Below are 24,118 nucleotides of genomic sequence, written 5' to 3' on the forward strand. Positions count from 1 at the left end.
GCGCAAAGGTCCTTGTGAACTTTGCGCATTTTTTTTATTTTTTAGAAATTGCAAACTTTATAAAAGGCTCTTAATTTGATAATTTGTAATGAAAAAGATATATTTGAAAATAAATAATTGTGTGAAATTTATCATACATATTTGCCCAAACTTGGATGGTTTTGTCACCTAATATAATTAAGGCATAACCTTAAAAGACCAAACCTAAAAAATTAAAAACTAAAGCATATGTTATGATTAATTCGAATGAATTAAATGATTATTCAAATAAAGTCTATGAATATTTAAAAAAGAATGATAGCAAATTACTTGAAAATATATCATTACAACCTTCTGATTTTGGAAAAAATCACATTTTTATAGAACTCATAACTAAAAACGAAAATAGTGTTTCAAATTTATTCTTAAGTTCCGAAGACAATCAATTAACCGTTGGATTTGACAACTATCATTGTCATTTTGATAGTTTTAGTGAACGAGATTTCGAAGAAGAAATGGAAATTGCATTGGAATATTTTTATAAGATATTAAATGAAGAACTTTTTGTTGTTTGCGCGGGTGGTGGAGCTACAACTTTATTAACAAATGAAGAAATCAACATTATTGAAAGCGGGAATAAACTTGAAAGATTTGATTATGATTGTATTACATATTATGTGACTTCTTGGAGCGGCAATTACGATAGAGTCTTTAAAAATCCTAATTAGATAAACAATTGGCTTGATGAAACCTTGGTTTTGTATTTGGTATGATTTGGCAAATTCGAAAATAGGACCTAATTTAGTTTCAAACTCGCTGTAATACCAGAACGTTATGTAATATTTCATGAAAAAACTGCAAAAAATAACATTTTTATTTCTTTTATTTCTTCTTTCTTGTAAGAACGATAAACCGGATTTATCTTTTGACAAGGAACACGAAAAAATGCATCAAGAAGACGAAAAAATTTCAGAAGCATTTACAAAGTTTAATAATCTTTTAAATAAACTATATGTTGAATCAAAAAAAAGACCAGAAAAAGTTCTTAGGAAAGTAGACAGTTTATTGCTCGTAAACAAGAACGAAAAAGATAGGTATATATCACAAATTAAACCTAACATTGACCGTAGCTTACATAGTTTTAAAGCAGAGTTGTTTTATAATATTGGCAAATATAAAGAATCAATTAGCGAACTAAATATTAAAGGAGACAAAACTGGAGGTGTAGCTATCGCTTATGCTGCAAACTATGTTAAATTAAAAGACTTTAAGACTGCTAAATCATTTATCGACAGTATTGGTAATTGGAATGGTAACTATTATGCGCTCGGAAATTATTATGAAAGCATAGGAGATAAAAGCTCTGCTCTTAAAACATATAAATATAATCTTGAAGAAGACAAATCGAGGAAACATTTTATTTATTACGTGTGGACTCAAAAAAGGGTTGAAGAGCTTGAAAAAAATAAACCTTTACTCAATGAAGTTTTTTTTCCTACTGGAAATCCAAGTTTTGAAATTTGTGAAATTTGTAATGTCGACAATGAAAAACGAGAAAAGATTACGCAATTATTGATGAAAATACCTGAAAATCTACATTGGTCTTCAACTACCATTTTAGAATCTCCATATGATACTGGAAAAAGCTATTATTGGATTAGAGTAGAAGTTGGGAATAAAGAATTAAATTATTATGTAGACCAAAAAACTTTTGAAATAAAATACTTCAATCCAAAAACTAAAATTGTAATGACATTGGAAGACTGGCGGAAAGGGAAATGAAAATGTTTTATAGCAGCTACTACAACGGATTTGGGCAATTGGCTTAATGAAAAGTAGGTTTTGTATTTGGGATGATTTAGCAAATCCGAAGAAAATGCTTGTTTTAGGCACAAAACAGTTGTAATGTGAGCCTAATGTGTAAAGCGCATGAAGCCGATAATTAAAGAACCTACAATATAAATGAAAAATATAAAATCAATTTGGACTTTTTTTTTAATTCTAAATTTTGTAAATATCTATGCAAATAAAGATAGAATTGAAGCTCCACAATCGTTTAAATTTATTTTTAAAAATAATGAAGTTATAACTTTAAAGTCAACTGATATAAGGTTGAAAAAGTATTGTGATGAAATAGTGAGTAGAAAAAGAAAAATTATTGAGGCTCAATTGAGATATAAAACAGGAGAAATAATAACGGCTAAATATGACGGTAAGAATTGGAGTTGTTTAAAAATACGCTACAAAAACAAAGAAAGAAATGTTCCGAAAAACATTTTAAGAAAAATTACTCAAATTCATTTTTCAACTTTAAATCTGATATGGTCGTCAGATAATGAAATAGCTTTTAATTCATCGTATTTCTTAATGAATTTTGAAGTTGGAACTGTAAAATATTTTAATAAATTGCCAAACTTGAATTTACTTTTCGAAGATTCAATGTTTTTTGGAAATAAGAAATTTTCAAAGTGTACACTACAAAAGCAAGTCGGAGAAAATGCAACTCAAATATTTGCTTTTTAGCATAACAAAATACATTACTCCCTTGCTGGAGCGAGTGTCTTGCTCGTGAACGCGACGAAATGTTGATAAAGAAGGTTTTAAGGATAGTTAAAAACAAAGCTCCAGATTTCTCAGGAGCTTTATTTTTGATATATTTTATAAATAATTATTTCTTAATTTACATATTTCCAGATATGAATAAGAATTATTCCGAAACTATTTATTGATTAATTTTTCAAGCCTTGCCATCATTTCATCTTTTTCTTTCAGCATGCGCTCGTATAAATCAATTTTTTCTTCGTGAAGTTTTTTTAACTCTTCGATTGGATTGATGTTGAATGTAGAGGTAGGATTTTTTCCAACACAAGCATTATCTCCAAAAGTATTAGAAATAATATTTATAGCCTGATCCTCATTAAAGTTTTGAAACGCTTCTACAGGAATTCTTAACACTGCAGAGATTTGTTTCAGCAGATGATCTTCAATTACATCTTTCTGCTCTAACATAGAAATTTTCTTCTGATTCCAGTCTTCTCCCAGATCATAAGCTAATGCCTCCTGTTTTATATTGAGCATTTCTCTGAAGCGTTTTACGTTTCTTCCCTGATGTATTTTCTGTTCCATAATGAATATCAATTTTCTGTAGGCTCAAAGATAAAGTTATCCAGGCTAAAAAGTCTTGGTTTCAAAGATAAAAAAATATCCTGTAAATATCTTTTTTGTCAGATATTATACTCAAATTAGAAGGAGATATCAAGCTTATATCCTTTGCCACGTACAACAACAATTTTGATGTTCGGATCATTTTCCAGTTTTTTTCTAAGTTTTGATATGAACATATCCAGACTACGGCCTACAATAACGCCTTCATCTTCCCATATTTCTTTTTGCAGTCGGCTTCTCTCTATGGTCTTGTTGGGAGACAATGCAAAAATGAGCAATACACGGGTTTCCGTAACAGTCAGGTCTATTGTCTTTTCATTCATGATAAGCTTACGATCGTTCGCATTGAACAATACTGAACCCAAAGTGAATATATTTGTGTGTTGACTTTCGGGTAAATGTTTTCGAGGTTTAACTGATTTCAAAAAAATAAATCCAACAAATGCCAGAAAGGAAAGTCCCCCGAGAAGATATCCGTTTTTTGCCCTAATAATGCCCGTTGGTTTAAATTTAATATTAATCCTGTAACATGCTTTGGGTTGTTTTCTTCCGATACAGGTTACAATGTCATCTTTCTTATTTTTTGAGATAGCGTATCCATAAGTTACGTTACCATTGTCACAATTAAGAACATTAACAATATAATTACTTGAGCCGGGAGCTTTGTCCAAAAAACGGCTGGTAATATTTATTAGAGAATCTGGTTGAAAAGTAAAGTCATTCTCAAAATTGATTTGATATTCATTTTCGGAAATCTTTTTTACAGGAAGCACCCTTGATGTATTGTCACCCGATTGTAAAAGTAGTTCATGTCCAATTTTGCGGAGTAAAACTTCTCTTCTGGAAATATCAAAATCATTACCATCTCCCATATCGAAAGCTACACAGATTACAGAGATAGACAGGAGTACTATTAGTGTAAACAGGTATTTGTGTTTCCCATAAAGAAGTTTTTGGCTATTAAGCATATTGTCAATATTTTATTTACAAAGTTTACATTTTTATTTACAATTCAAATCTATTAAACCGAAAAATGTCAAAGTAATTTTGCCGTATAAATTTTAAATAGAGATATAACTATGTTATTAATTAAACCAAAAAGAACATGAAAAAAATCATTTATGCGCTGATCTTATCGCTGGTTGTGGTAAGCGGACTGGTATTTGCAAATCGTGAAAATAAAAGTGAAACTTCTAAAAAATTAACTCAAAAACCAATCTCTATTGCTGATAGGAAAATTGCATTGAATAAATGGAAGGCTACGCCAGATGGTATTGTATACAAAAAATGGGAAGAGTCTCCGGCAGGTAAAAAAGTGTATGCCAGTGAAACTAAAATAAGGAAGTCCATTTATGGTTATACCAAAATGGATGGAATTATAACCTCACTTTCTCTTCCACCTGACTCAAAATTAGGTTTCGGGGTGATGGTAAGGATTAAAGGAGATGATTATATAGTTAGTTTTGGACCAGAAAACTTTAATGACGATGAATTTTGGCAATTACATGGTCTAAAAGTTAACGACAGAATAATTATAAAAAGCCATAGTGTATCGCATGCTCCCAAGTATTCCTACCCAATAATATCGGGTGATTATGTAGAACGAGATGGTAGGATAATTTATAAACGTAAACTTTCTAAAGACGGTTGCTAGTAAATAAATTACGGAATACATTCAAATTTGCGTTTTGTTGTGAGTTTTAATTTAAGAAAAAAAGCTTCAGAGAAATCTGAAGCTTTGTCTTAGTATTGGAAAGTACTCAAATAGCGATCAAAATAATAAATGATCCTTATAGGGTTACTTGTATTTATTTTGTGATCCTGTCTGGTTCTTTTAATCAGGTAGGAAATCTAAATTCACTAGTTCGCTATCATTTCATCTTTTTCTTTAAGCATGCCATCGTATAATCGATTTTTCCCCGTGTAATTTTAAAACCTCTTTTTATAGGGTTGAAAGTTGGATGAAGATTATTGTTCGATGTGCATCTTACTGATTTATGATAAAAAATAGAGCACTTTATCACACAACGCTGCGCCAATTTGGAGAGCTTTGCGTAGTTTGTACAACATATAAAGAAGTTGACAGTAATTTTAAGCAGACATTATGAAAACAAATATATTTATGATCTTTCTCAGCCTTTTGATATTCAGTTCTTGTAGACAAGATAATGTTGACTGGATTTTTGTAAATGGAGGGACTTTTGAACAGGGCAAAAACCAAATCATCATTAGCCCCAAAGGCGACACAATAAAAGGATTTACAAGTCCGCACCGAATGGTTGAACTTGATGATTTTTACATAAGTAAATATGAAATAACTGTTAAACAGTTTCGCGAGTTTTGTGAAAAAACAGGCAGAAAATTGCCTGATGCACCTATTGAAAATGCATACGGAATAAAAGTATATTATAAATGGATAGACGAAAATCCAATGCTGGCAACTTGGGATGAAGCTAATGACTTTGCAAAATGGGCCGGTGGAAGATTACCAACAGAAGCAGAGTGGGAATATGCCGCTAAAGGAGGAAAGAAAACTAAAAATTACAAGTATAGTGGCAGTAATAATCCAATCGAGATTGCATGGGTAAAAGAAAATTCAGACAGTACCTTTCATAAAGTTGGGCTTCTCAGGCCTAATGAACTGGGAATTTATGATATGACCGGAAATGTTGGTGAATGGGTTTCTGATTGGTACAACCCTGAAAAGGATAGTTTAGTAAGTAAAAAGAACCCGCAAGGGCCAAAAGAAGGAGAAGGATCGTATAAAATTTCGAAAGGTGTTAGTTGGTTTTACGAAACCCAAAGCGTAGATGGAAAACCATTAGAATATGGAATTCATATGCCAGAAGTTAGATACCAATCTCCAAAAGGCACACGAAATGACGGATTTGGATTTAGAATCGCGAAAAATAAATAAAAAACTATTCACAACAGGCCAAAATGGATTTGGGCAATAGTATTAAGGGGAATAATTTAATGATAGAATCAAGCTTAGTCTAAAAGAAATGAGTCCTATAAAATATGGGGCTCATTATTGTCTAATTTTTATTATAAATTCGTCTAAACTTTTGGGAGTAGTCTATCGTAAAAAGCACTAATCATGATAATATGCTGCTCCCTTGTTTTTACATCATTTTAGGATAATATTATATACATTAGAGATAATACAATATTACAAAAAGAGATAAAGACATGAGATATTTGCTAAATTAATAGTTGTAAAAACAATTAAGTTTGAAAAATGCTAAAAGCAGGCTTTCTATAAGAGAGATGAGAGTTATTGATGGTGGAGGACCTGTTGGTACTAAAGATTGTGGCGCCTGTTCTAGTGCATATGATTGGGGATCAGGTTGTAATGCGTGCGATGGACGTTCCTGTTTTACGTTTAAATAGTTTTTAGCACTTCTTATGCAATAAATTAGGTTTAAAAATAATGTACATGAAATTAAAATGTTCAATTTTCTTTTTAGTTCTTCCATTTATAATGGTAGCGCAGCACAATTTTGTGCTAAATGGTGTCTGCTCCCAAAAAACGAACAAAAAAAATATTTATTTGACATATAAGGCCAACAACGGCAAGAGCATTACCAAATCTTCAGAGATTTGTAACAATAAATTTGTATTTAAAGGGGAAATTGATTTCCCGGTTAAAGCAATTATTTGTACTGACCCTAGATTTTATATGACAAACTTAAATTCAAAAATAATTTATTTGGAGCCGTCCACAATGAGTGCTAAACTCGATATTGATGATTTGAATACTATAGTAATAAATGGTTCTAAAACGAACGATGAATTTTATGCATTGCAAAATACAGCGGAAAAGGAAAAAATTCACAAAAAAATCGATTCTATCAGAGAATTGAGTAGATTTTATTCTGTTAAAATGACTGCTACAAGTGATAATTCTCTAAAAATTCAATTTCAAAAGAGTTTAGATTCGCTCGATCAACAGTTGGATCAATGGGTGGATCAAAATATAAAAATAAATAGGCAATCGGATTTTGAATTTATAAAAAAAAAATCAAATTCATTTATAGCACCTGACTTATTAGATCACATATTGGCAGAAGAGGATAATCAAATTCCATATGATACAATTAAAAAATTATACGATAAATTAGGGCCAGCAGTAAAAAAATCTTACAGCGGAAAACAATTGGCTGAAAAATTAAGCTATTTTAAAAATAGTAGAATTGGAAACTTAGCCCCTGATTTTGAAGTAAATGATGTGAATGCTAACTTGGTGCAACTTAGCTCATATAAAAACAACAAATATGTGCTTCTTGATTTTTGGGCAAGTTGGTGTGGCCCTTGCAGAGAAGATTTTCCTTTTCTAAAAGAAATGTACTCTAAATATCAAGACAAAGGCTTTGAAATTATAAGTGTTACAAAGGATGAAAAGCTAGATTTGTGGAGAGCTACAATACAAAAAGAAAATATTGAAAAATGGAAACATTTTTCAATCAAAGAAAACAAAAGCACAATTGAAAATACCTATGCGGTAACAGGAATTCCAGTGAAAATCTTAATCGATAAAGATGGAAATATCATCGGCAGATGGATAGGCAGCAGTGTAGAAATCAAAGCAGAAATTGAAAATATGATTACTGGAATATTTCACAACTAATAGATAATGTATACCTGATAATACCTTAAAATAATAAATAATCATAAGTAAATCCTATTCATTTTTTATCCCCGCTCCCGCACGAATCCTTTCGTGTGGTACGTTCTACTTGCACTTTCAGAATTACGAAATTTATAGTTTCTACTCATTTTTAATATTTTAAACCTTTATAACGAAACTAGGCCTTGACATACATACTGCCGCACGAAAGGATTCGTGCGGGAGCGGGGATGCTAACTGAGCGAGATGCTGAAATATTAGTATTAATTTGGAAACCATCTATCAATCAAAGTTTTTATTTCCAATTTCGCATTTTCAAGAATTGAATTTAATTGGTCCCTATTTTGGTCGACCCCAAAAGCTGAAATTTGTTCTGAAGAGATACCCATAAAATCAAAATTTTGTTTTATTGTAGATGAAGCAAATTCCTTGATATTGTCGGAATTATTGTAATCGAATCCACTAACTATTATTGATAGAGCTTTTTTATCTTTACAAAGACCACTAAAGCCTGTTTCAGGGCTAAAAGAAAATGTCTTGTCACTAACTACAATAGCATCTATCCAGGCCTTTACGGTTGCTGGCATTGTAAAATTGTAAATAGGAAAAGCCAATACAATATTATCAACTGCAATAACTTCATCTATAAGTTTATGATGATTAGATAGAGTTAAGAGTTCTATTTCTGAAAAGTCTCTTTTACCCATATTCCATTCCATTATTAAATTCAAATTTTTCTCTAATAATAATTCTGGTGGAGTTTCAGCTAGATTTAAATATTTTATTTCTGTTTTTCCTTTTGCTAGTTCCACAAACTCATCAAATAAAATTTGGGTGTAAGAACCTTTTCTAGGTGCATAGTTTATTACTAATGTTTTTGTCATCTTCTTTTTTTTTACAAATATAGAGTCAATGCATTGATAATTTTAATTATTTTTGTTTGCTTATTTATAATATATGTTATGATTAATTTAGAATGGTTGAGAACTTTTGTTGCTATATATGAATGTAAAAACATAACAGAAGCTTCAAAAAAATTAAATATGACTCAACCTGGAGTTAGTAAACATTTATCTGCCCTGGAAAGCCATATTGGAAAAAAACTATTTGAAAGAACTACTCGGAAATTAGCACCTACCGAATATGGGAAATTTTTATATTCACAAATTAATAATCCATTAAGTGAATTAGAAAAAGTAGAATATTATTCAGGTCAAAGAGCAAAAAAACAACGATCTGCAATAACAATTGGTTGTACCACAGATTTTTTTAGGGAAGAATTAATACAGCACATTTATACTTTTGACATGTATATAGTGACCCAATTTGGAAGTGAAAAAGAATTGATTGAAGCTCTTGAAATGGAAAAAATTCAATTATTGGTTGGAATAAAAAAACACGATACTTACGACCATCAATTCACATACTTAAAGAATGAAGAGTTAGAATTAATTTGCTCCAATTCTATTGTTATTCCAGAGAATATTGAAAGAAATGATAAGCAATTCATCACATGGCTACAAAAGCAAACTTGGTTTACATATGACAATAACCAAAATGATATAAAAAAGTACTGGGATTCTAGATTTAATATTAATCCTAGAATAGTTCCAAGATATATTTTACCCTCTTATTTGGATATAATAGAAACTTTAAAAAATAATAGCGGTTTTAGTATAGTTCCTAAACATTTATGTGATGAAGAGTTAGACAAAAATTTAATTAAAAGACCAATTAAGTCTTTTAAAATAATAGAGCAAAAACTATTTTATTCATTCAAGCTGAAGAATAATAACTTGAAAGAAATTAACCTTTTTATAGAGAAGATGAAAAAAACTAATTTATCCGATCGCTCCATTATGTAGACAACGATAGCGCAGATTTGCAATCTGTGTCCGCAAAGAGAATCAGAAAGGTATAAATAAAAAAAGCTCCAGATTTCTCTGAAGCTTTTTGTCTTAGTAGCAGGAAGCATTCAAATAGCTAGCCAGCTTATAAAGGATTATTATAGAGTTATTTGTATTTCTTTTGTCAGCCTGTCTAATTCTTTTAATAAGGTAGGAAATCTAAATTCCCCCGCCATACTTTCGACTTTTGTAAATGCATCGTCCAAATTGATACCGATTGAAGTAATAAAAAGAGGTTTTTTACTATCGCCTCTAAATAAGCTTTTTTTGTCTTTATTTAGTGATGCAAAATTAGTTTTGGCAACACCAATTATTGGAATTTTCTGGTTTAGTTTTTCATATAGATATCCTCCTAAACCATATTTTTTATCATCATCCAGATAAATATATCCATCGACAATAATCGCGTCAATATTTTCTAGTTTCATCTTTTGTAAAAGACTTAAAATGCATGGTAATTCTCTTCGATAAAATTCTCCTGGGATATAGTCTTCGATATTATCAATTATTTCTGAATGTACTTTGTAATCTTTGTCTTGATTCCATTGATTAAATTCAATACAAACGGTTTTGGCTTTTCCGTCAAAATAATAAGTGTCAAATGCTAAAAGCACAAAATTTTCTATCATAATTCTATTGGTTTTATTGTGTCAAAGGTACTTAATGTGTGCGGTATTATTGGATAAGTGAAAAATTTAGCTATTGTTAATATTCTCTTTATCATAAAGCAATTTAGGAGTGAAAATACTAGCTTTTACAATCTCAAAGTTTTTTGTATTTTCTTAAAATTCTTTAGTTGCAAAAGATTTAATGTACAGCTTTCCTTATAAGATACAAGTGCTTGCAACTTGCTGCTCTGAAAGAGCTCTGGCAATAACATGGTGCGAAGCACCATGAATAATGATGATGCTTCTTTAAGCCCTGTAAGGGCGAAAGCCTAACCCAAGAAGCGTGTGTCTTATTTTATGACATTTCCAAAAGTTAGCAACTTTTAACCAAGATCTTATGCTTTATTTATAACTGCTTATGCCCTTTCAGGGCAATATGATTCATTATCTTACTTTATAGTGCGTTGCACTAGTTTTATGCTTTTGGGCTTTCAGCCCTTTTTAAACATTTCAAATAATTATACCGAAAGAGAACACTAATTATAAAATCAGCTGTAATAAAATGATTTCTTAAATGAAGAGCTGAAATCGTTAATAAAAGGAATAACTTCTATCAACCCCACAACATTTTGTATTGATCCGATATGAGCCCACCAGTTTTCGTTTTGAAATAAAAAAAAACACCACTTGTTGAAGTGGTGTTTTACTTAGTAGCCCTAACGGGACAATTCTCGAACCATTTTATGGACGATTTAATAATTGTGAATCATTAATTAAAATTTTTCAGGTTTCCAAGTAATGATAAGTTAGGACACTTCTGAATACCCAGTTTACTTTATTTATTTTCTATTGCAACGATTTTCTTTCCTTCTTCACCTAGATAATGAAGAACCAGCTTTTCATAGATCTTAGAACCGTCATCGGTATTGGTAAAGATTACAAGTCCCTTACCTGATTTAGGTAATATAAGAGCAATACATCGTGTACCGGAGTCTGATCCTCCATGTGATAAAGCATAATCTCCGTTACCCAAGTCATATACTTCAAAACCTAATCCGAAAGATTTATTGTCTTTTATTTTTACCTGCTGTTTGATCATTTCCCTAAATACTTCAGGCTTTAGATTTCCACCTTTTATGATATTGACCATAAAATTCCCTAAATCTTCTACCGTAGTATGTAGATCATCAGCGGCATTCGCTACTTTGTTTTTTTCTGTTGGATAAGACTTACCTTCCTTATCATATCCAATAGCAAATCTTGATTCATCAGTATTTTTATCCCAAATGTAATTGGTATCTTTCATTTTGAGCGGTTTAAAAATCAATTCTTTGGCTAGCTGATCTAATGATTTTCCAAACTTCTTTTCCATGGCTTTTCTTAGATATTCAAATCCTTCTCCTGAATACTGATAGCTTGTTCCCGGGTCAAACTGAAAATGCAGTTTTTTATCCACATTCATCAACCTCCAGTTTGGAAAACCAGTCTTATGGGTTAGAATGATCCTCGTGGTTAATTTTTTGTGTCTAGGGTCATTGGCAAGATCTGGATCTATCCAATATTGATCAAGAGGTTCATCCAACTTCCATTTTCCCAAACTGACCAGGCGTAGTGCAACCATTGTAGTCACAGGTTTGGTAATAGAAGCTACATTGAAATAGGTGTTATAAGGTGCAGAAATACCTTTTTTTATTTCTCCAAAAACTTTTACCTGCTTCAGTTTTGCTCCTTCAATGATTCCTAATCCTAATGTTGGAATTTTGTTTTCTTTCAGCCAGTTTTCAATAGCAAGATCATCTTCAAAAACATTCTCATCGCTGATTTGTTTTGCCTGGTGATCAAAGCTCAGTGATCTTTTTAGTTTCCACTCCGCATTTTCCTGAACCCACACATGGGTAAACTTAGCAGCGCCCGTTAGTCTCTCCGCCAGATTGGCTTCTTTTCTATAAAACTGATGGGTGCCGTTCTGGATGACGGCATATACTTTTCCTTCTTTATACATTGGATAGATTTCAGTACTTTTTTCAACTAGAGCCCTTCTGACCTTATAAGTATTCGATGGTCTGCATGATCCGTTTTTAAAATCAACCATAAATTTCTTTTTATCCGAAAAGCCATCTTTGTCATGATAAAATTCAAGTTGATCACTGAGTAAATTTTCCATTTGTATTACATTACACGTATTGAAGCCTACTGAAAAAAGCAAGCTGTCTCTGGATATAATTGTTTTGTATAAGGTGTCAGTCTTTTCTATTTGTGCATGAACATTGCTAGAGAAGACGATAAAAAAAGTGAGGATAAAATGAGTATACTTTGCCATTGTTATTTTTTTGACAAAGATTATATTTTCATTCGTTATTCCGTCAAGAACGACCCTGACAAAAACCCGACAAAGTACTGACAGGGCTTATATTATGTTGAAATTCAATCTGTAATATAATTTTTTATGGCGGTCTATTTCTGCAGCATTGCGAAGAATAACAAATACATTAGACAGTATAATGATGATCATAAGGACCAATGTAAGTTCAGGTCCGGGCTTTAAAAAGACTCCCAGTATAAACACAATAGGCGCTATTACCGACCATAGAATCTGGACTGAAATAATTTGTCTTACCAGGCTATTTCTCTGCTTCATTTTAAACATCAGCAGAAGCGGAATCAAAATATTTAAGGGTGGTACTATAATAAAAAGGAGTGATGAAAGATTGATAAGCTTAATTAAAGAATAGTTAATGTTTTCTTGTGCTAACTCTTCTTCTCTTCTTTCGATTTTTATCTCAGCTGTTTCAGCTATTACGACCGTATTTTTTAATAAATTTTGCTGTACATCCAATACCTGTGCCAACGCACGGAGCGTATGTCCCTTCGGCTCAGTTCCGGACTCTATTCTTTGAATCGTTCTTACAGAAATTTTTGATTTTTCTGATAACTCTTCTTGAGTAATATTTTTTTGCTCTCTTATCGTTTTTAGTATTGACATAGCACTTATGATCCTAAAAAGTTGTTTTCAATTGATTTTCGATGCTAATTTAAATCTTTTCCAATAAAGTGACTAAAATTGGTTAATTATTGATTTCACTTAAAGGGGGGACAAAAACACTGAGATTAAGTATGTTTAAAAATATTAGTTAAACATTACGGAGAATCCGCTCTTCGAAGAGTTCTTATGAAAAGTTGCACAAACGTCTCCATACTTCGCGCCCACAATCTGAATCATACATTGTTTTGTAAATCTAAATAAAAACAAAAAAAGCTTCAGATTTCTCTGAAGCTTTGTCTTAGTAGCGGGAACAGGACTCGAACCTGTGACCTTCGGGTTATGAGCCCGACGAGCTGCCTACTGCTCTATCCCGCGATGTTTCGGGTGCAAAGATACACAGTAAATACGGTTATGCAAAGGAATTTCGGAATTATTTTTAAATATGTGAATTTTAATTTTAAGTAGCTGGTATTTAGTTGTTTGTGTTTTTGACTAAAGTGGTTTAAATCTCATACTTTAGTAGTTCTGAGTATGGATCTCCTTTTAAACCTAATAAAAAAGCAAAAGCAGGCTCCGTTTTGTAACCGTTTTGTTTGAGTTTGACGATCTCTAATCGGAAATTTTCGCCTTTTGATTGCAGGATTTGATACTCTATAACCATGTGGCGATACGCATTCTGTTCTTTGGTTGGAATATTTTGTCCAAAGATCTCAATTTCAAAAGAGGCTATTTTAAAATTTGCAATAATAGATTCTTGATTATCAATTAGTGCTTCCCGGATGGTATAGTTGTCTTTACTTCCGAAGGAAACGTTGAGTTTCTCTATAAATTCAGTTTTGTTTTTCCAGTAGCAAATAATGTCCAGATCACTATTTTCAATATCGATATGAATTGGAATAGTGCCAGCTAAAATAGGGGCAAATTCAGCGAGATCATCCAAAATCTTATGTTGGGTAAGGATTTCATAAGTGTGAATTTGTCTGGTGTTTCCGTTTTTTAGATAGTCGATAGTGGTAAAATCGGTCATTTACTATAATTCGTTTCTTCTTTAATTTCAGCTTTGAGTCTTTTGTTAATGTCGATTTTGGCATTTGTGAAAACAAAAATAGTGGTTCCATGCTCTCTTGCATATTTATTAGTGATTTCGCCTCCAATACGGGAAGACTCAAAGAAAGGACTTGTTTCTTGTAGCTCAGCAGTTCTTTCCCAATAGTTTTTAACTCTGATGACGTTTTTGTAGGGCACATCAAGAACAAACCAATTGAGATAATCGGCATTAAAAGACAACGCTTTGATTCCTTTTTTAGAGTAATAGTTTATGGCTCCGGCCTGTCCGTAATTATCACAAAGTACCAGAGTTGTTTCGGGATTCGGAATTAAGGCATAAAGAGAATCTGTTTTGCGGGCGAGCTCTTTCCAGCCCAGCATGTCGGCAAAATCTTGTGGCAGCGCATGCTCTTTTCCATCTTCCCATTTAAGCATTCCCATTTTTCTATAGGCTTCCGGATTTTTTACGATATACTCTGGACTTTTATTAGGGAAAGCCAAGTCGTACATAGGTATAAAAAATAATATTGGAATGATGATGAAGATAGGTTTTAGATAACGTTTCCAGCCTGTTTGTAGTGCCTGAGAAAGAAAAATAGCTCCAAAAGCGATATAAACAGGATATAAACCAATAGCATAATAAGCTTTGGCTTTGAAATACAGAAAAATGATCAGTGTAAAGATTATCGAAGCAAAAAAGAATCTATATTTTTCGAAAGGTTTGTAGAAGAGTAATGCGTACAAAGAAGCAAGAAGTACAAAGAAAGAACCGATAAAAAATAACAACTGTTTTTTCAAAAATTCCATTCGATCTACATTAACGAGCTGTGTTTCGGCGAGCTCTTTCATGTGATGCACAATAGGGAAGTGGTTGTTGTATTGCCATAAAAGATTTGGTAAAATCAGTAGCACTCCTAAAAGCAGTGCCCAATAGAGTTTTTTCTCTGCGAATATTTTTCTTTGTTTGGACAGCAAAAGAGCAGGTAAGAGACCAATAATCAGAAACAATATGTTGTATTTATTCAAAAAGCCAAAAGCAAAAACAACGGCACCAATGTAAAACCATTTTTTGTTTTCGGTGGTAACGTATTGAATGATCACATAATAAAAAGAAGTCCAGCATAAGATGTCTAACGAATTCGGTTGGTACAGTATATTGATTCGCAACAGAGATGAAAACAAAACGCAGGTAGCACCTAAAATCAGAGCGTATAAATTTCCTTTCAACGTTTCAATAGTTTTCCAGACCACCATAAGTGTCAAAGCTCCAAAAAGAGCCGGGAAAAACTTCACCCAAAAAATCGAATTTCCAAGTAAAAGAATAAGATAAGAAACCCAGGAAGTAACTGGAGGAACCGATAAATAGCCCCATGCCAAATGATGTGCCTGATCAAGATGCAAGTATTCGTCGCGTTGCAAATCATATTCAGGACTTATTAAAATATATTGCAGTATAAATTTTAAGGCGATAAACCCTAGCAAGATGGCAGTTTTTTTGGTCATGGTAGTTTTTGGTTTTTTAAGCGGTAATTTTCGGGTCTACTGTTTCTTCTCTAATCGTTTAAATTTAAGGCTAATATAAGTTTATTTTAGATGGAGGACAAAAAGAGCTTTTTGAAGTTTGGACTAAACGCATAAAAAAAGCTTCAGATATTTTCTGAAGCTTTGCATGAAGTTCGAAACACATTTAGTTGGCTCTGCTTCTTTCTTCTTCATTTCCAAAATCTCTTTGTTTGGATTTGATGTTTTGATTGCCGAATTTATAACTCAGAGAAATTCGGAAACCTCTGCTGTCACTATAGCTTTTTACATTGGTCTTAATATCGTTTGAACTATAGGAAATTAGTGGTTTTTGCGCATTCAGTAAATCTTCACCAATGATGGTAACAGAAAGATTTTTGTTGAAAGTTAACAGCTTAACTGAAATGTCAAGAATATTCAAAGTCGAAATATTAAAAATTTGATAACGGCCCGGCAGTTGTAAACCATAATTTAATCCAAGAAATAGTGTTTTGTTACTGTTTATGGTAAAATCATTATTGCTGTAAATGTATCCGTTATAGCCATCGATTGACTGAATAAAATTGGTTTTTGATTTTACATTTTGATAGTTTAAATTGAATCCGGTGAAGCTGTTCCACCAGGACCATTTATTGAAATTGTATGAAGTCGAAAGTCCAATTTGGTACGTATTAGCATAGTTTAAAGGAGTGTTTCTGGTAACATTTGTATCCGGATTGATGATCGATAATTCCTGTCCAAAATCTGAAACCTGAGAAAAATAAACAGAACTTACCCATTTTTGATTTCGGATAAACGAAAACTCAAAATTATCAATCAGTGAAGGTTTCAAATACGGATTCCCTTCAGAATAATAATAAGGACTTGTTTTAATGACAAAAGGATTTAAATAGTCAAAATCAGGTCTGCGGATTCTTCGGCTGTAGTTTAAGGAGAAAGAATTACTTTCATTAGGAACATATGTCAAATAGGCCGTTGGGAATAATTTTACATAATTGTTGGTATTGGTTTGATTCAGATTTTCAGAATAACCTTTGGTTTGTGTCGCTTCGATACGTAAACCAATTTGTGTCTCCCATTTTGAATTTATTTTTTTACTTCCCGAAAAATACAAAGCCTGATTGTACTCTTTATAATTAAAAACATTCGATTGATTGGTATTGAAAACCGGTGTTCCGCTTTCGTTATCATAAACAACCAGATTATTATCTGTATTAGTATGGAAAGTTTTCGCTCCAAAACTAATGTTTGCCCAGTCGTACGGTAAAGAAACATCGATATTGGCTGAGTAATTTTTGATGGTATTGACATTGGAATTCGTTGAAGAGAAAAAACCTCCGGGAATCTTATTTTTACTACTGTCTAATTCATTCCCTGAAAAGAAACGGGAGTCATTTTTGTTATAATCAAAATAATCCAGATCCATTGATATGTTTTTTCCTAAGCTGTCTATTGCAACCGAATTATGAAAGTTAACCGCATTCATTTTTGGATTGTTTTCACCATTTGCGTTCGACGTAATATAAGAATCTGCCATTCCGTTAGCATTATTGAATCTGGTAGTAAATGGGTTGTTTGAGTTCACTTTATCTGTAAAACTGCCCAGATATTTTAGTCCACTGCTCCATTTGTCAGTTACTTTATAATCAAAACCAAGACCTAAGCTCAGTACATCTGTGGTCGATTTATTTTTAAGTTCTTGTTTCCAGGTTTCATTGGTATAAAAAATAGAACTTTCAGAAGAAGTCAGTAATTTTTGTTTCCCTTTACTAGCGGTAGCCTGTATCGAAAGTTTATCGTGATTGTACGTAAAAAGTCCGTTCACGTTCCCGCCTGCGTATGTTTTCTGTGTGTAGGAAGTTCCAACATTTGCATTCCACGAATTGGCTTTTGCCGTTTTCAATTTAATATTAATAAGACCGCTATTGCCTTCTGCGTCATATTTTGCCGGAGGTGTGGTGATAACTTCAATACTCTTAATATTATCAGATGGAATTGATTTAAGAAAAGCCGCCAAATCTTCCTGAGGCATTCTTTGCAAACGATCGTCAATCATCACTAAAATTTCACCTTTACCCACAATCGAAATCGCTTCATTTTGAACCCTTACAGTAGGTGTTGCTTTTAAGGCATCTAAAGCCGTTCCGCCAGTAGCGGTTACCGAATTTTCGACATTAAAAACAAGTCGGTCAACTTTTTGTTCAATCAGTTTTTTTCTTGATTTTAAAGTCACGCCGTCAAGTTGCACAGACTCTTTAATTTCAATCGTGCCCAGATCGGTATTTTGATCTATTGTAATTTCGCGGTTCATGAATTCTGTACCAAATTGTTCTAATAGTAAACGGTAATTTCCTTTTGGAGCTTTCAGAACAAAATTTCCCAGACTGTCTGTTGAAGCCTGAGCAGCTAAAGTTTTTTGTTGGTTTAATAAACCGCTGATTACAAATTCAACGGCTAGTTTATTTTGATTGATCACTTTTCCTTTAACTTCGAATTCCTGGCTAAAAGAATACGTCTGATACAAAAAGGCAAGTACTAAAAGGCTAATATTTTTCATGGTTTTTAAATTAATTACCCTGCAAAACTGCGCTGAAAAAAGACCGAAAAGAACTTTTATCGACAAACCCCCGTGATTAATCTACAAACCCGGCTTTGGACTTTTTAATGAATGTATATCTTTGAAAAAAAAACGAAACGATGTATAAAGGAACATTATCAAAAAGGGTAGAAGTGTTTATTCATATCATATATTGGCTTTTGATGGGGTATTTCACATTTGTTAAAAATCTGATACAGAGCGAAAACTTCATTCCGGATCTGTTTCTTTCAACATATATGATTGTGTTTGTGCTAACCTTTTATTTTCATTATTTTGTGGTGATGAAATTGGTTTTTAAATCCTTTCAGTGGAAAAGATTTTTTGTGGGAGTATTGGTTTCGTACTTGTTTTTTACGGGGTCGCGATGGTTGTTGGAACAGGTGATAAGCGATGTTTTATTTCATCGAATCAATTACACCAATCCAACTTTCTTTAAGTATATGGAGGATAATCTGCATTACAGCAGTATGCCTGTAATTTTAAGTTCACTGCTTTGGTTTGTTATTTATTTTATCCGTTTGTTGGAGTACAATCAGGTTATTCTGGAAGAAAACAAAAACACCGAAATCAAATTTCTGAAAGCACAGATCAATCCGCATTTTATATTTAATACGCTCAACAATATTTATTCGATGGTTTATTTTCAATCGGATAAATCGTTGGCTGCCATTGAAAAACTAAGTCAGATTATGCGTTTTACGACCTATGAATCTCAAAAAGAAAAGATAAAACTGGCCGATGAAATCGAGTATATAAAAGCCTATATTGAGCTCGAACAATTAAGGCATCAGGAAAGCGCTTTTATTGATTTCAGAATTGAAACCGAAAATATTTCTGAAGAAATTCCGCCTTATATTTTGTCTCCGTTAATTGAAAATGCCTTAAAACATGGTGTTACATCTAACGAAAAACCAATTATAATCGAGCTGCGCTTAGAAGATCAAAAACTCAATTTTAAAGTGATAAATGATATTGCCATACAAAAGAAAGATAAGTTGGGAGGTATTGGATTGAGTAATTTAAGAAAGAGACTGGAAATTCATTATCCGCAAAAACATCAGATAAAAGTAGTAAATCAAAACAACCAGTTTACAGCTGAACTTGAAATAGAATTAAAATGAAGAAAATAAATTGTATCATATTAGACGACGAACCGTTTGCAGTAAGACTGATGGCAGATTATGCCTCTAAAGTACCGAGATTAAACGTTTTGTATGCCGATTCAGATGTTTTTAAAGCCATCGAAATACTGAACAATGAAGCGGTTGATTTGGTGTTCATAGACATTCAAATGCCACAGCTAACCGGAATTGAATTAATGCAAATGTTCAATCAGAAACACAACTTCATCATTACATCTGCTTATCCGGATTATGCTTTAGATGTTTTTCAGTTTCATGTTATAGATTATTTACTCAAACCAATTGTTTTTAATCGTTTTTATCAGAGTGTTGAAAAATTTATCGGTTGGCAGGAAACCTTTCAAAACCAGCAAACTGAAGATTTTCTATTTGTAAAAGCCGACCGGAAGCATCATAAAATAGCAACCGAAAACATCCTTTATATTGAAGGACTCAAAGATTATATTCGCATCCATACCAAAGGGGAGAAAATTATGGTTCTGGAAAACATGAAGGATATTCTGGAAAAGCTTCCTGTAAATCAATTTGTTCGAATTCATCGCTCGTATATAATCCCAAAAAGTAAAATAAAAGTTATTGATGGAAATCAGATACAACTTACTAGCGGAGAGCAGCTTCCCGTTGGCGAAACCTATCGAAAGTTAGTCAGTGACTGGTTAAGTTAGCAGAAAAAAAATATTGAACTGCCCTAAATAGAGTAAAGATGTACAGTATATAAATTTAAAAACCAGTGAATTAGTCTCACTGGTTTTTTTATACCCAAAATGAAGAATTTTCATTTTTAAACTTAAATGAGGTCTTTTAGTAGTATAGAAAGCGTTAAGGAATCATTTAAAATCAATTGCCGATTTGTAACAGATGCATTTTGAAACTAAGAATGAATTTTTGACCGCTTTGGATCCTCATTATTTGATTTTAGCAGAAAGGAAATAAAGTGTTTTTTTTGTGAAAACAGTTGATAATTTGCTAAAACTGGTTTCATTCTTTTACACTTATGTCTAAAAACCTGCCAATTGTTACTTAGATGATACCAGTTGTTACTTTTAAAGTCCATGTATGAATTATGTAGTCTACATTTGGCACAATAGCAAAAGAGATTGTTGCGAAACAAAATTTACATAAACTTGTCTTTCATTACTTTTTCTCTTTGTAAAAAATAAGAATTACATCTCTATCTCCTGAAAATACCACTTTAGCAGGAAATTGAATCCCATTTTTTTAACGATATATCAGATACACGACATGTAATTTACTTGCAGTGTTTGTCCTAAATGTATAATGGCATTCTCCATTCAAATACCACAACTTTTGTTTTTAGAAAATCACGAAAAAGAACTCAGGCAGTCTTTTCTCTCTATATAATCAATTCTTAAGGTAATGAACTCCGGTAATTTAAAAACTATGAAAATTATGAAAAAAATGAAAGCCCATGCAGCAACTCTATTTTATTTAAAACCATCCTTAAAAATTAAGTTAACCGCATTTTTTCTTATTGTTTCGATATTGAATGTACAATCTGAAAATTATGCGCAGAAGACTAAAACTTCAAAGGAGTCTTCTCTTGACCTAATCAGTAAAAACGCAAATCAAAAGAAGATTCGTGGTGTGGTTAAAGACCATACAGGTTTGCCTTTAATTGGAGTAACAATTTTAGTAAACAATAATAAACAGGGCACAATTACTGATTTTGATGGTAAGTATGAAATCGCTGTAAACGAAGGTGATGTGGTAAGCTTTAGCTTTGTAGGTTTTACAACTAAAAAAATTAAAATTGCAGGTCAGGTCTTGCTCAATGTTACCCTTGAACCCAATACGAACCAATTGGATGAACTCGTTTTAGTAGGGTATGGAAAAATGAATCGTGATAAAATTACAGGAGCTGTAACAAAATTAGATACCAAGGTATTACAGAATACACAAAATGTATCTTTTGCAGACGCTTTAATTGGAGTCGTTCCCGGTTTATTTGTTCAGGAAAATTTTACCTCTCCCGATGCTCCGCCCTCTATTTTATTAAGAGGTATTGGCTCGATAAGTGCCAGTACAGATCCTCTGATAGTAGTTGATGGTGTACAGATGCCTAGATCAGGACTAGGTGCTTTCACCTTAAATGCTGCAGACATACAAGAGATTAGTGTTCTAAAAGATGCAGCATCAACCTCTATTTACGGATCTAAAGGGACGAATGGTGTAATAATGATAACCACAAAAAGAGGAAAGAGAAACACTGGATTGCAGGTCACTTTTAATACCCGACTTGGAATGAAAACAGCTGACCAATCATTTACTAATGATTTAATGACTGGATCTCAAAAATTAGATTTTGAAGAGTCACTGGGGTTTTATAAAACGAATCCGACATTACTTCAAAACAGAAGAGCATTGGGTAATAATGTAAATTGGGCTGATTTGCTTTTGAAGAATGAAATAAATCGTGAAGATAATATCTCTTTCTCCGGAGGTTCCGATAAAGCCAACTATTATACTTCTATAACCTATAACAAGGTCGATAATATTTTTGGAGGTGAGTATAAAAGATATACAGCAAGTACTCGACTTGATTTTGATTTGGGGCGTAAATTAAAAGTTGGATTTTCAGGAAATTTCGGAAATGTAAACGATGTAAATAAACGTACTGTCGGTTCTCCTTTTTCAAATGCATTTATGTTAAACCCATGGTTGAATTTTCTTGATGATAAAGGAAATCCGCTAAGGCTTTTGGATATTGGCACTTCTTCGGGAGCTCCATACAATCCATTATTTATAAGAGATAATACAATTGTAAATTCCAATCGAAAAAATATTGGAGGAAGTGTAAACCTGACTTATACACCTTTCAAATGGTTAAGTTTGAATGGTGTTTTAGGAGCAAACTATAATAACTCAAAGGGCAGTAATTTCGAAAAAGTAATTGTAAAAGGGGGAGTCCTAACTAATTCTAGTGGTGATAATAATAATTATACAGGTACACTAACAGCTACTATAGCAAAGAAATTTCAGAAACATAGTTTTGATTTGGTATTGGGTAATGAAGTTAATGAATACGAAACCAACAGTCTTAATATACTGGCTAATACTTTTAACTCCGATGCAATACAAATTGTAAGTGCAGCAAAAACGGTAACTTCAGCTACAGAACAAAAATCAGTAGCAGGTTCATTGTCTTATTTCTCACGACTAAATTATAACTTTAATAGTACTTATAATCTGTCATTATCCTTTAGAAGAGACGGCTCTTCCCGTTTTGGGGCGGATAACAAATATGCTAATTTTTGGTCTGTAGGAACTTCATGGAATGCATATAAAGACTTATTTAAGGAGAATAAAATCGTAAGTTCTTTAAAATTGAGAGCCAGCATTGGGACTTCCGGAAATGACTTTATTGGAGATTTTGCTTCTCAATCCTTATACAATTACTCTAGCCAAATCATTTATGCAGGTGGTACCGTACCTTATCTATCAAGGGGAGAAAATCCGAATTTAACTTGGGAAAAGAATTATAATAAGAACTTCGGTATCGATTACGGACTGTTTAGCAATCGTATTTCAGGAACTGTTGATTATTATATAAGAGATACCAGAGACTTATTAAATAATAAGCCAATTCCGTTAACCTCGGGTTTTAAAGAGTTGGTCTCCAATATCGGAAATTTTAGAAATGAGGGTGTTGAGATTAGTCTTCACACTGTAAATTTAAAAGGCAAAGATTTTAACTGGACCACTGATTGTAATATTGCTTTCAACAAGGGAACAGTTATAACCTTATCAGACAAAAAGGATATTCTTTCTAATTCGGGATCTACCGTGTTCCAGGAAGGAAGTGCAATACGCTCTTTTTATATTGCAGATTGGGCAGGTGTTAATCCGGTTACAGGTTTTAATCAGTACAGAGCGCCAGATGGGAGGCTGGTTGACTACAATACCAATAAAACGACAACCAATGCAACTGAAATCAATAATCTGAGACAGGTTAGTAACAAAACTGCTATGCCCAAATATTATGGAGGTTTGACCAATACGTTCAGATACAAACAACTGGATATGTCGGTCTTGATATCTTATGCTGGCGGTCATTATGTTTTGAATGAAGGAATCTATAATTTATATAACAATCCTGCTTACAATCAAAGTACTGATGTGCTTAATGCATGGAAAAATCCTGGTGATCAGTCAAATATAGCTATAAGACAGGTGAATACAGCCAACCCTACAGCATTCATAGAATCAGATTATAAAAACTCTACTCAATTTTTAGAGAATGCCAGTTATATTAAATTGAAAAACGTTGCCCTTGGATATACACTTCAGAAAAGTGTTTTAGAGAAAGCGGGAATCGAAAGTCTTAGAATTTATGTTCAGGGACAAAATCTTTTTACCAAAACGGCTGTTACCTATATTGATCCCGAATATGCTACTGCGGCTGGAGGTATTGGACTTTCTTCATCCATTGTCAGAGCCTATTCTTTAGGTCTTAATGTTAGTTTTTAAGATACAGCAAACCACAAATTGGACATCAAATAACAACGAAGACAAAAGA

At 32.6% G+C, this 24,118-nt stretch carries 19 protein-coding genes and 1 tRNA gene; 10 read left to right on the forward strand and 10 right to left on the reverse strand.

The window, feature by feature from the left end; translation table 11 throughout:
- Nucleotides 1-233: 233 nt before the first annotated feature.
- The 3 genes from AC3IS6_RS09535 (at nt 234) to AC3IS6_RS09545 (ending at nt 2,502) form a co-directional block, all read left to right on the forward strand.
- Complete coding sequence (locus AC3IS6_RS09535) at nt 234-707, forward strand: hypothetical protein (protein WP_489164662.1); 474 nt, start codon at nt 234-236, stop codon at nt 705-707.
- Nucleotides 708-825: 118 nt separating this feature from the next.
- The gene (locus tag AC3IS6_RS09540) at nt 826-1,761 is read left to right on the forward strand and encodes a hypothetical protein (RefSeq protein ID WP_489164663.1); all 936 of its coding nucleotides are present in this window, start codon (nt 826-828) and stop codon (nt 1,759-1,761) included.
- Nucleotides 1,762-1,941: 180 nt separating this feature from the next.
- Nucleotides 1,942-2,502, forward strand: coding sequence for a hypothetical protein (locus tag AC3IS6_RS09545; RefSeq protein WP_489164664.1), 561 nt, complete (start codon nt 1,942-1,944; stop codon nt 2,500-2,502).
- Between the two features lie 195 nt (nt 2,503-2,697).
- Here the strand turns inward: AC3IS6_RS09545 and AC3IS6_RS09550 are convergent, their stop codons facing one another.
- Nucleotides 2,698-3,105: a helix-turn-helix domain-containing protein gene (locus AC3IS6_RS09550; protein ID WP_489164665.1), complete on the reverse strand. Its 408-nt coding sequence runs from the start codon at nt 3,103-3,105 to the stop codon at nt 2,698-2,700.
- A gap of 116 nt (nt 3,106-3,221) precedes the next feature.
- Complete coding sequence (locus AC3IS6_RS09555; RefSeq protein ID WP_489164666.1) at nt 3,222-4,112, reverse strand: winged helix-turn-helix domain-containing protein; 891 nt, start codon at nt 4,110-4,112, stop codon at nt 3,222-3,224.
- 137 nt (nt 4,113-4,249) lie between these two features.
- Here AC3IS6_RS09555 and AC3IS6_RS09560 point away from each other — a divergent pair, with 137 nt between their 5' ends.
- The 3 genes from AC3IS6_RS09560 (at nt 4,250) to AC3IS6_RS09570 (ending at nt 7,774) form a co-directional block, all read left to right on the forward strand.
- Nucleotides 4,250-4,798 carry a hypothetical protein gene (locus AC3IS6_RS09560; protein ID WP_489164667.1) on the forward strand — a complete coding sequence of 183 codons (549 nt, stop codon included), beginning with the start codon at nt 4,250-4,252 and terminating at the stop codon, nt 4,796-4,798.
- A 450-nt stretch (nt 4,799-5,248) separates the two neighbouring features.
- Complete coding sequence (locus tag AC3IS6_RS09565; RefSeq protein WP_489164668.1) at nt 5,249-6,061, forward strand: formylglycine-generating enzyme family protein; 813 nt, start codon at nt 5,249-5,251, stop codon at nt 6,059-6,061.
- Between the two features lie 522 nt (nt 6,062-6,583).
- Nucleotides 6,584-7,774: a thioredoxin-like domain-containing protein gene (locus AC3IS6_RS09570; protein WP_489164669.1), complete on the forward strand. Its 1,191-nt coding sequence runs from the start codon at nt 6,584-6,586 to the stop codon at nt 7,772-7,774.
- A gap of 263 nt (nt 7,775-8,037) precedes the next feature.
- Here AC3IS6_RS09570 and AC3IS6_RS09575 read toward each other — a convergent pair whose 3' ends face one another.
- Nucleotides 8,038-8,658 carry an NAD(P)H-dependent oxidoreductase gene (locus AC3IS6_RS09575; protein ID WP_489164670.1) on the reverse strand — a complete coding sequence of 207 codons (621 nt, stop codon included), beginning with the start codon at nt 8,656-8,658 and terminating at the stop codon, nt 8,038-8,040.
- A 78-nt stretch (nt 8,659-8,736) separates the two neighbouring features.
- On the opposite strand from AC3IS6_RS09575, the gene AC3IS6_RS09580 reads away from it, so the two are divergent.
- Nucleotides 8,737-9,639, forward strand: coding sequence for a LysR family transcriptional regulator (locus AC3IS6_RS09580; protein ID WP_489164671.1), 903 nt, complete (start codon nt 8,737-8,739; stop codon nt 9,637-9,639).
- A gap of 140 nt (nt 9,640-9,779) precedes the next feature.
- Here AC3IS6_RS09580 and AC3IS6_RS09585 read toward each other — a convergent pair whose 3' ends face one another.
- From AC3IS6_RS09585 to AC3IS6_RS09615, 7 genes are all read right to left on the reverse strand, one after another.
- Nucleotides 9,780-10,310, reverse strand: a complete 531-nt coding sequence (locus tag AC3IS6_RS09585; RefSeq protein ID WP_489164672.1) for an endonuclease V — start codon at nt 10,308-10,310, stop codon at nt 9,780-9,782.
- An 814-nt stretch (nt 10,311-11,124) separates the two neighbouring features.
- Nucleotides 11,125-12,609 (reverse strand): serine hydrolase domain-containing protein, encoded by a 1,485-nt coding sequence (locus tag AC3IS6_RS09590; RefSeq protein WP_489164673.1) that lies wholly within the window; start codon nt 12,607-12,609, stop codon nt 11,125-11,127.
- A gap of 87 nt (nt 12,610-12,696) precedes the next feature.
- Entirely contained in the window at nt 12,697-13,272 is a 576-nt protein-coding gene (locus AC3IS6_RS09595; RefSeq protein ID WP_489164674.1) for a helix-turn-helix domain-containing protein, read from the reverse strand.
- A 302-nt stretch (nt 13,273-13,574) separates the two neighbouring features.
- Nucleotides 13,575-13,647: transfer RNA gene (locus tag AC3IS6_RS09600), tRNA-Met, on the reverse strand.
- Between the two features lie 127 nt (nt 13,648-13,774).
- Nucleotides 13,775-14,299, reverse strand: a complete 525-nt coding sequence (locus AC3IS6_RS09605; protein WP_489164675.1) for a DUF4269 domain-containing protein — start codon at nt 14,297-14,299, stop codon at nt 13,775-13,777.
- Nucleotides 14,296-15,822, reverse strand: coding sequence for a glycosyltransferase family 39 protein (locus tag AC3IS6_RS09610; protein WP_489164676.1), 1,527 nt, complete (start codon nt 15,820-15,822; stop codon nt 14,296-14,298). The genes AC3IS6_RS09605 and AC3IS6_RS09610 overlap by 4 nt, the downstream gene beginning before the upstream one ends.
- Before the next feature lie 184 nt (nt 15,823-16,006).
- The gene (locus tag AC3IS6_RS09615; protein ID WP_489164677.1) at nt 16,007-18,397 is read right to left on the reverse strand and encodes a TonB-dependent receptor domain-containing protein; all 2,391 of its coding nucleotides are present in this window, start codon (nt 18,395-18,397) and stop codon (nt 16,007-16,009) included.
- 140 nt (nt 18,398-18,537) lie between these two features.
- On the opposite strand from AC3IS6_RS09615, the gene AC3IS6_RS09620 reads away from it, so the two are divergent.
- The 3 genes from AC3IS6_RS09620 to AC3IS6_RS09630 all read left to right on the forward strand — a co-directional run bounded on the left by AC3IS6_RS09620 (nt 18,538) and on the right by AC3IS6_RS09630 (nt 24,069).
- Nucleotides 18,538-19,560: a sensor histidine kinase gene (locus AC3IS6_RS09620; protein WP_489164678.1), complete on the forward strand. Its 1,023-nt coding sequence runs from the start codon at nt 18,538-18,540 to the stop codon at nt 19,558-19,560.
- Complete coding sequence (locus AC3IS6_RS09625) at nt 19,557-20,246, forward strand: LytR/AlgR family response regulator transcription factor (RefSeq protein ID WP_489164679.1); 690 nt, start codon at nt 19,557-19,559, stop codon at nt 20,244-20,246. The genes AC3IS6_RS09620 and AC3IS6_RS09625 overlap by 4 nt, the downstream gene beginning before the upstream one ends.
- 745 nt (nt 20,247-20,991) lie before the next feature.
- Nucleotides 20,992-24,069 (forward strand): SusC/RagA family TonB-linked outer membrane protein, encoded by a 3,078-nt coding sequence (locus AC3IS6_RS09630; protein ID WP_489164680.1) that lies wholly within the window; start codon nt 20,992-20,994, stop codon nt 24,067-24,069.
- The last annotated feature ends 49 nt before the right edge of the window (nt 24,070-24,118 follow it).

Source organism: Flavobacterium sp. KH_035, from assembly GCF_057839565.1.

What these genes read in the sequence shown, in the direction of transcription:
- AC3IS6_RS09625 (WP_489164679.1), top strand. Translation starts at nt 19,557, where the DNA reads ATGAAGAAAATAAATTGTATCATATTAGACGACGAACCGTTTGCAGTA.
- AC3IS6_RS09560 (WP_489164667.1), top strand. Translation starts at nt 4,250, where the DNA reads ATGAAAAAAATCATTTATGCGCTGATCTTATCGCTGGTTGTGGTAAGC.
- AC3IS6_RS09555 (WP_489164666.1), bottom strand. Translation starts at nt 4,112, where the DNA reads ATGCTTAATAGCCAAAAACTTCTTTATGGGAAACACAAATACCTGTTT.
- AC3IS6_RS09570 (WP_489164669.1), top strand. Translation starts at nt 6,584, where the DNA reads ATGAAATTAAAATGTTCAATTTTCTTTTTAGTTCTTCCATTTATAATG.
- AC3IS6_RS09535 (WP_489164662.1), top strand. Translation starts at nt 234, where the DNA reads ATGATTAATTCGAATGAATTAAATGATTATTCAAATAAAGTCTATGAA.
- AC3IS6_RS09585 (WP_489164672.1), bottom strand. Translation starts at nt 10,310, where the DNA reads ATGATAGAAAATTTTGTGCTTTTAGCATTTGACACTTATTATTTTGAC.
- AC3IS6_RS09565 (WP_489164668.1), top strand. Translation starts at nt 5,249, where the DNA reads ATGAAAACAAATATATTTATGATCTTTCTCAGCCTTTTGATATTCAGT.
- AC3IS6_RS09630 (WP_489164680.1), top strand. Translation starts at nt 20,992, where the DNA reads ATGAAAAAAATGAAAGCCCATGCAGCAACTCTATTTTATTTAAAACCA.
- AC3IS6_RS09575 (WP_489164670.1), bottom strand. Translation starts at nt 8,658, where the DNA reads ATGACAAAAACATTAGTAATAAACTATGCACCTAGAAAAGGTTCTTAC.
- AC3IS6_RS09545 (WP_489164664.1), top strand. Translation starts at nt 1,942, where the DNA reads ATGAAAAATATAAAATCAATTTGGACTTTTTTTTTAATTCTAAATTTT.
- AC3IS6_RS09580 (WP_489164671.1), top strand. Translation starts at nt 8,737, where the DNA reads ATGATTAATTTAGAATGGTTGAGAACTTTTGTTGCTATATATGAATGT.
- AC3IS6_RS09550 (WP_489164665.1), bottom strand. Translation starts at nt 3,105, where the DNA reads ATGGAACAGAAAATACATCAGGGAAGAAACGTAAAACGCTTCAGAGAA.
- AC3IS6_RS09620 (WP_489164678.1), top strand. Translation starts at nt 18,538, where the DNA reads ATGTATAAAGGAACATTATCAAAAAGGGTAGAAGTGTTTATTCATATC.
- AC3IS6_RS09590 (WP_489164673.1), bottom strand. Translation starts at nt 12,609, where the DNA reads ATGGCAAAGTATACTCATTTTATCCTCACTTTTTTTATCGTCTTCTCT.
- AC3IS6_RS09610 (WP_489164676.1), bottom strand. Translation starts at nt 15,822, where the DNA reads ATGACCAAAAAAACTGCCATCTTGCTAGGGTTTATCGCCTTAAAATTT.
- AC3IS6_RS09540 (WP_489164663.1), top strand. Translation starts at nt 826, where the DNA reads ATGAAAAAACTGCAAAAAATAACATTTTTATTTCTTTTATTTCTTCTT.
- AC3IS6_RS09615 (WP_489164677.1), bottom strand. Translation starts at nt 18,397, where the DNA reads ATGAAAAATATTAGCCTTTTAGTACTTGCCTTTTTGTATCAGACGTAT.
- AC3IS6_RS09595 (WP_489164674.1), bottom strand. Translation starts at nt 13,272, where the DNA reads ATGTCAATACTAAAAACGATAAGAGAGCAAAAAAATATTACTCAAGAA.
- AC3IS6_RS09605 (WP_489164675.1), bottom strand. Translation starts at nt 14,299, where the DNA reads ATGACCGATTTTACCACTATCGACTATCTAAAAAACGGAAACACCAGA.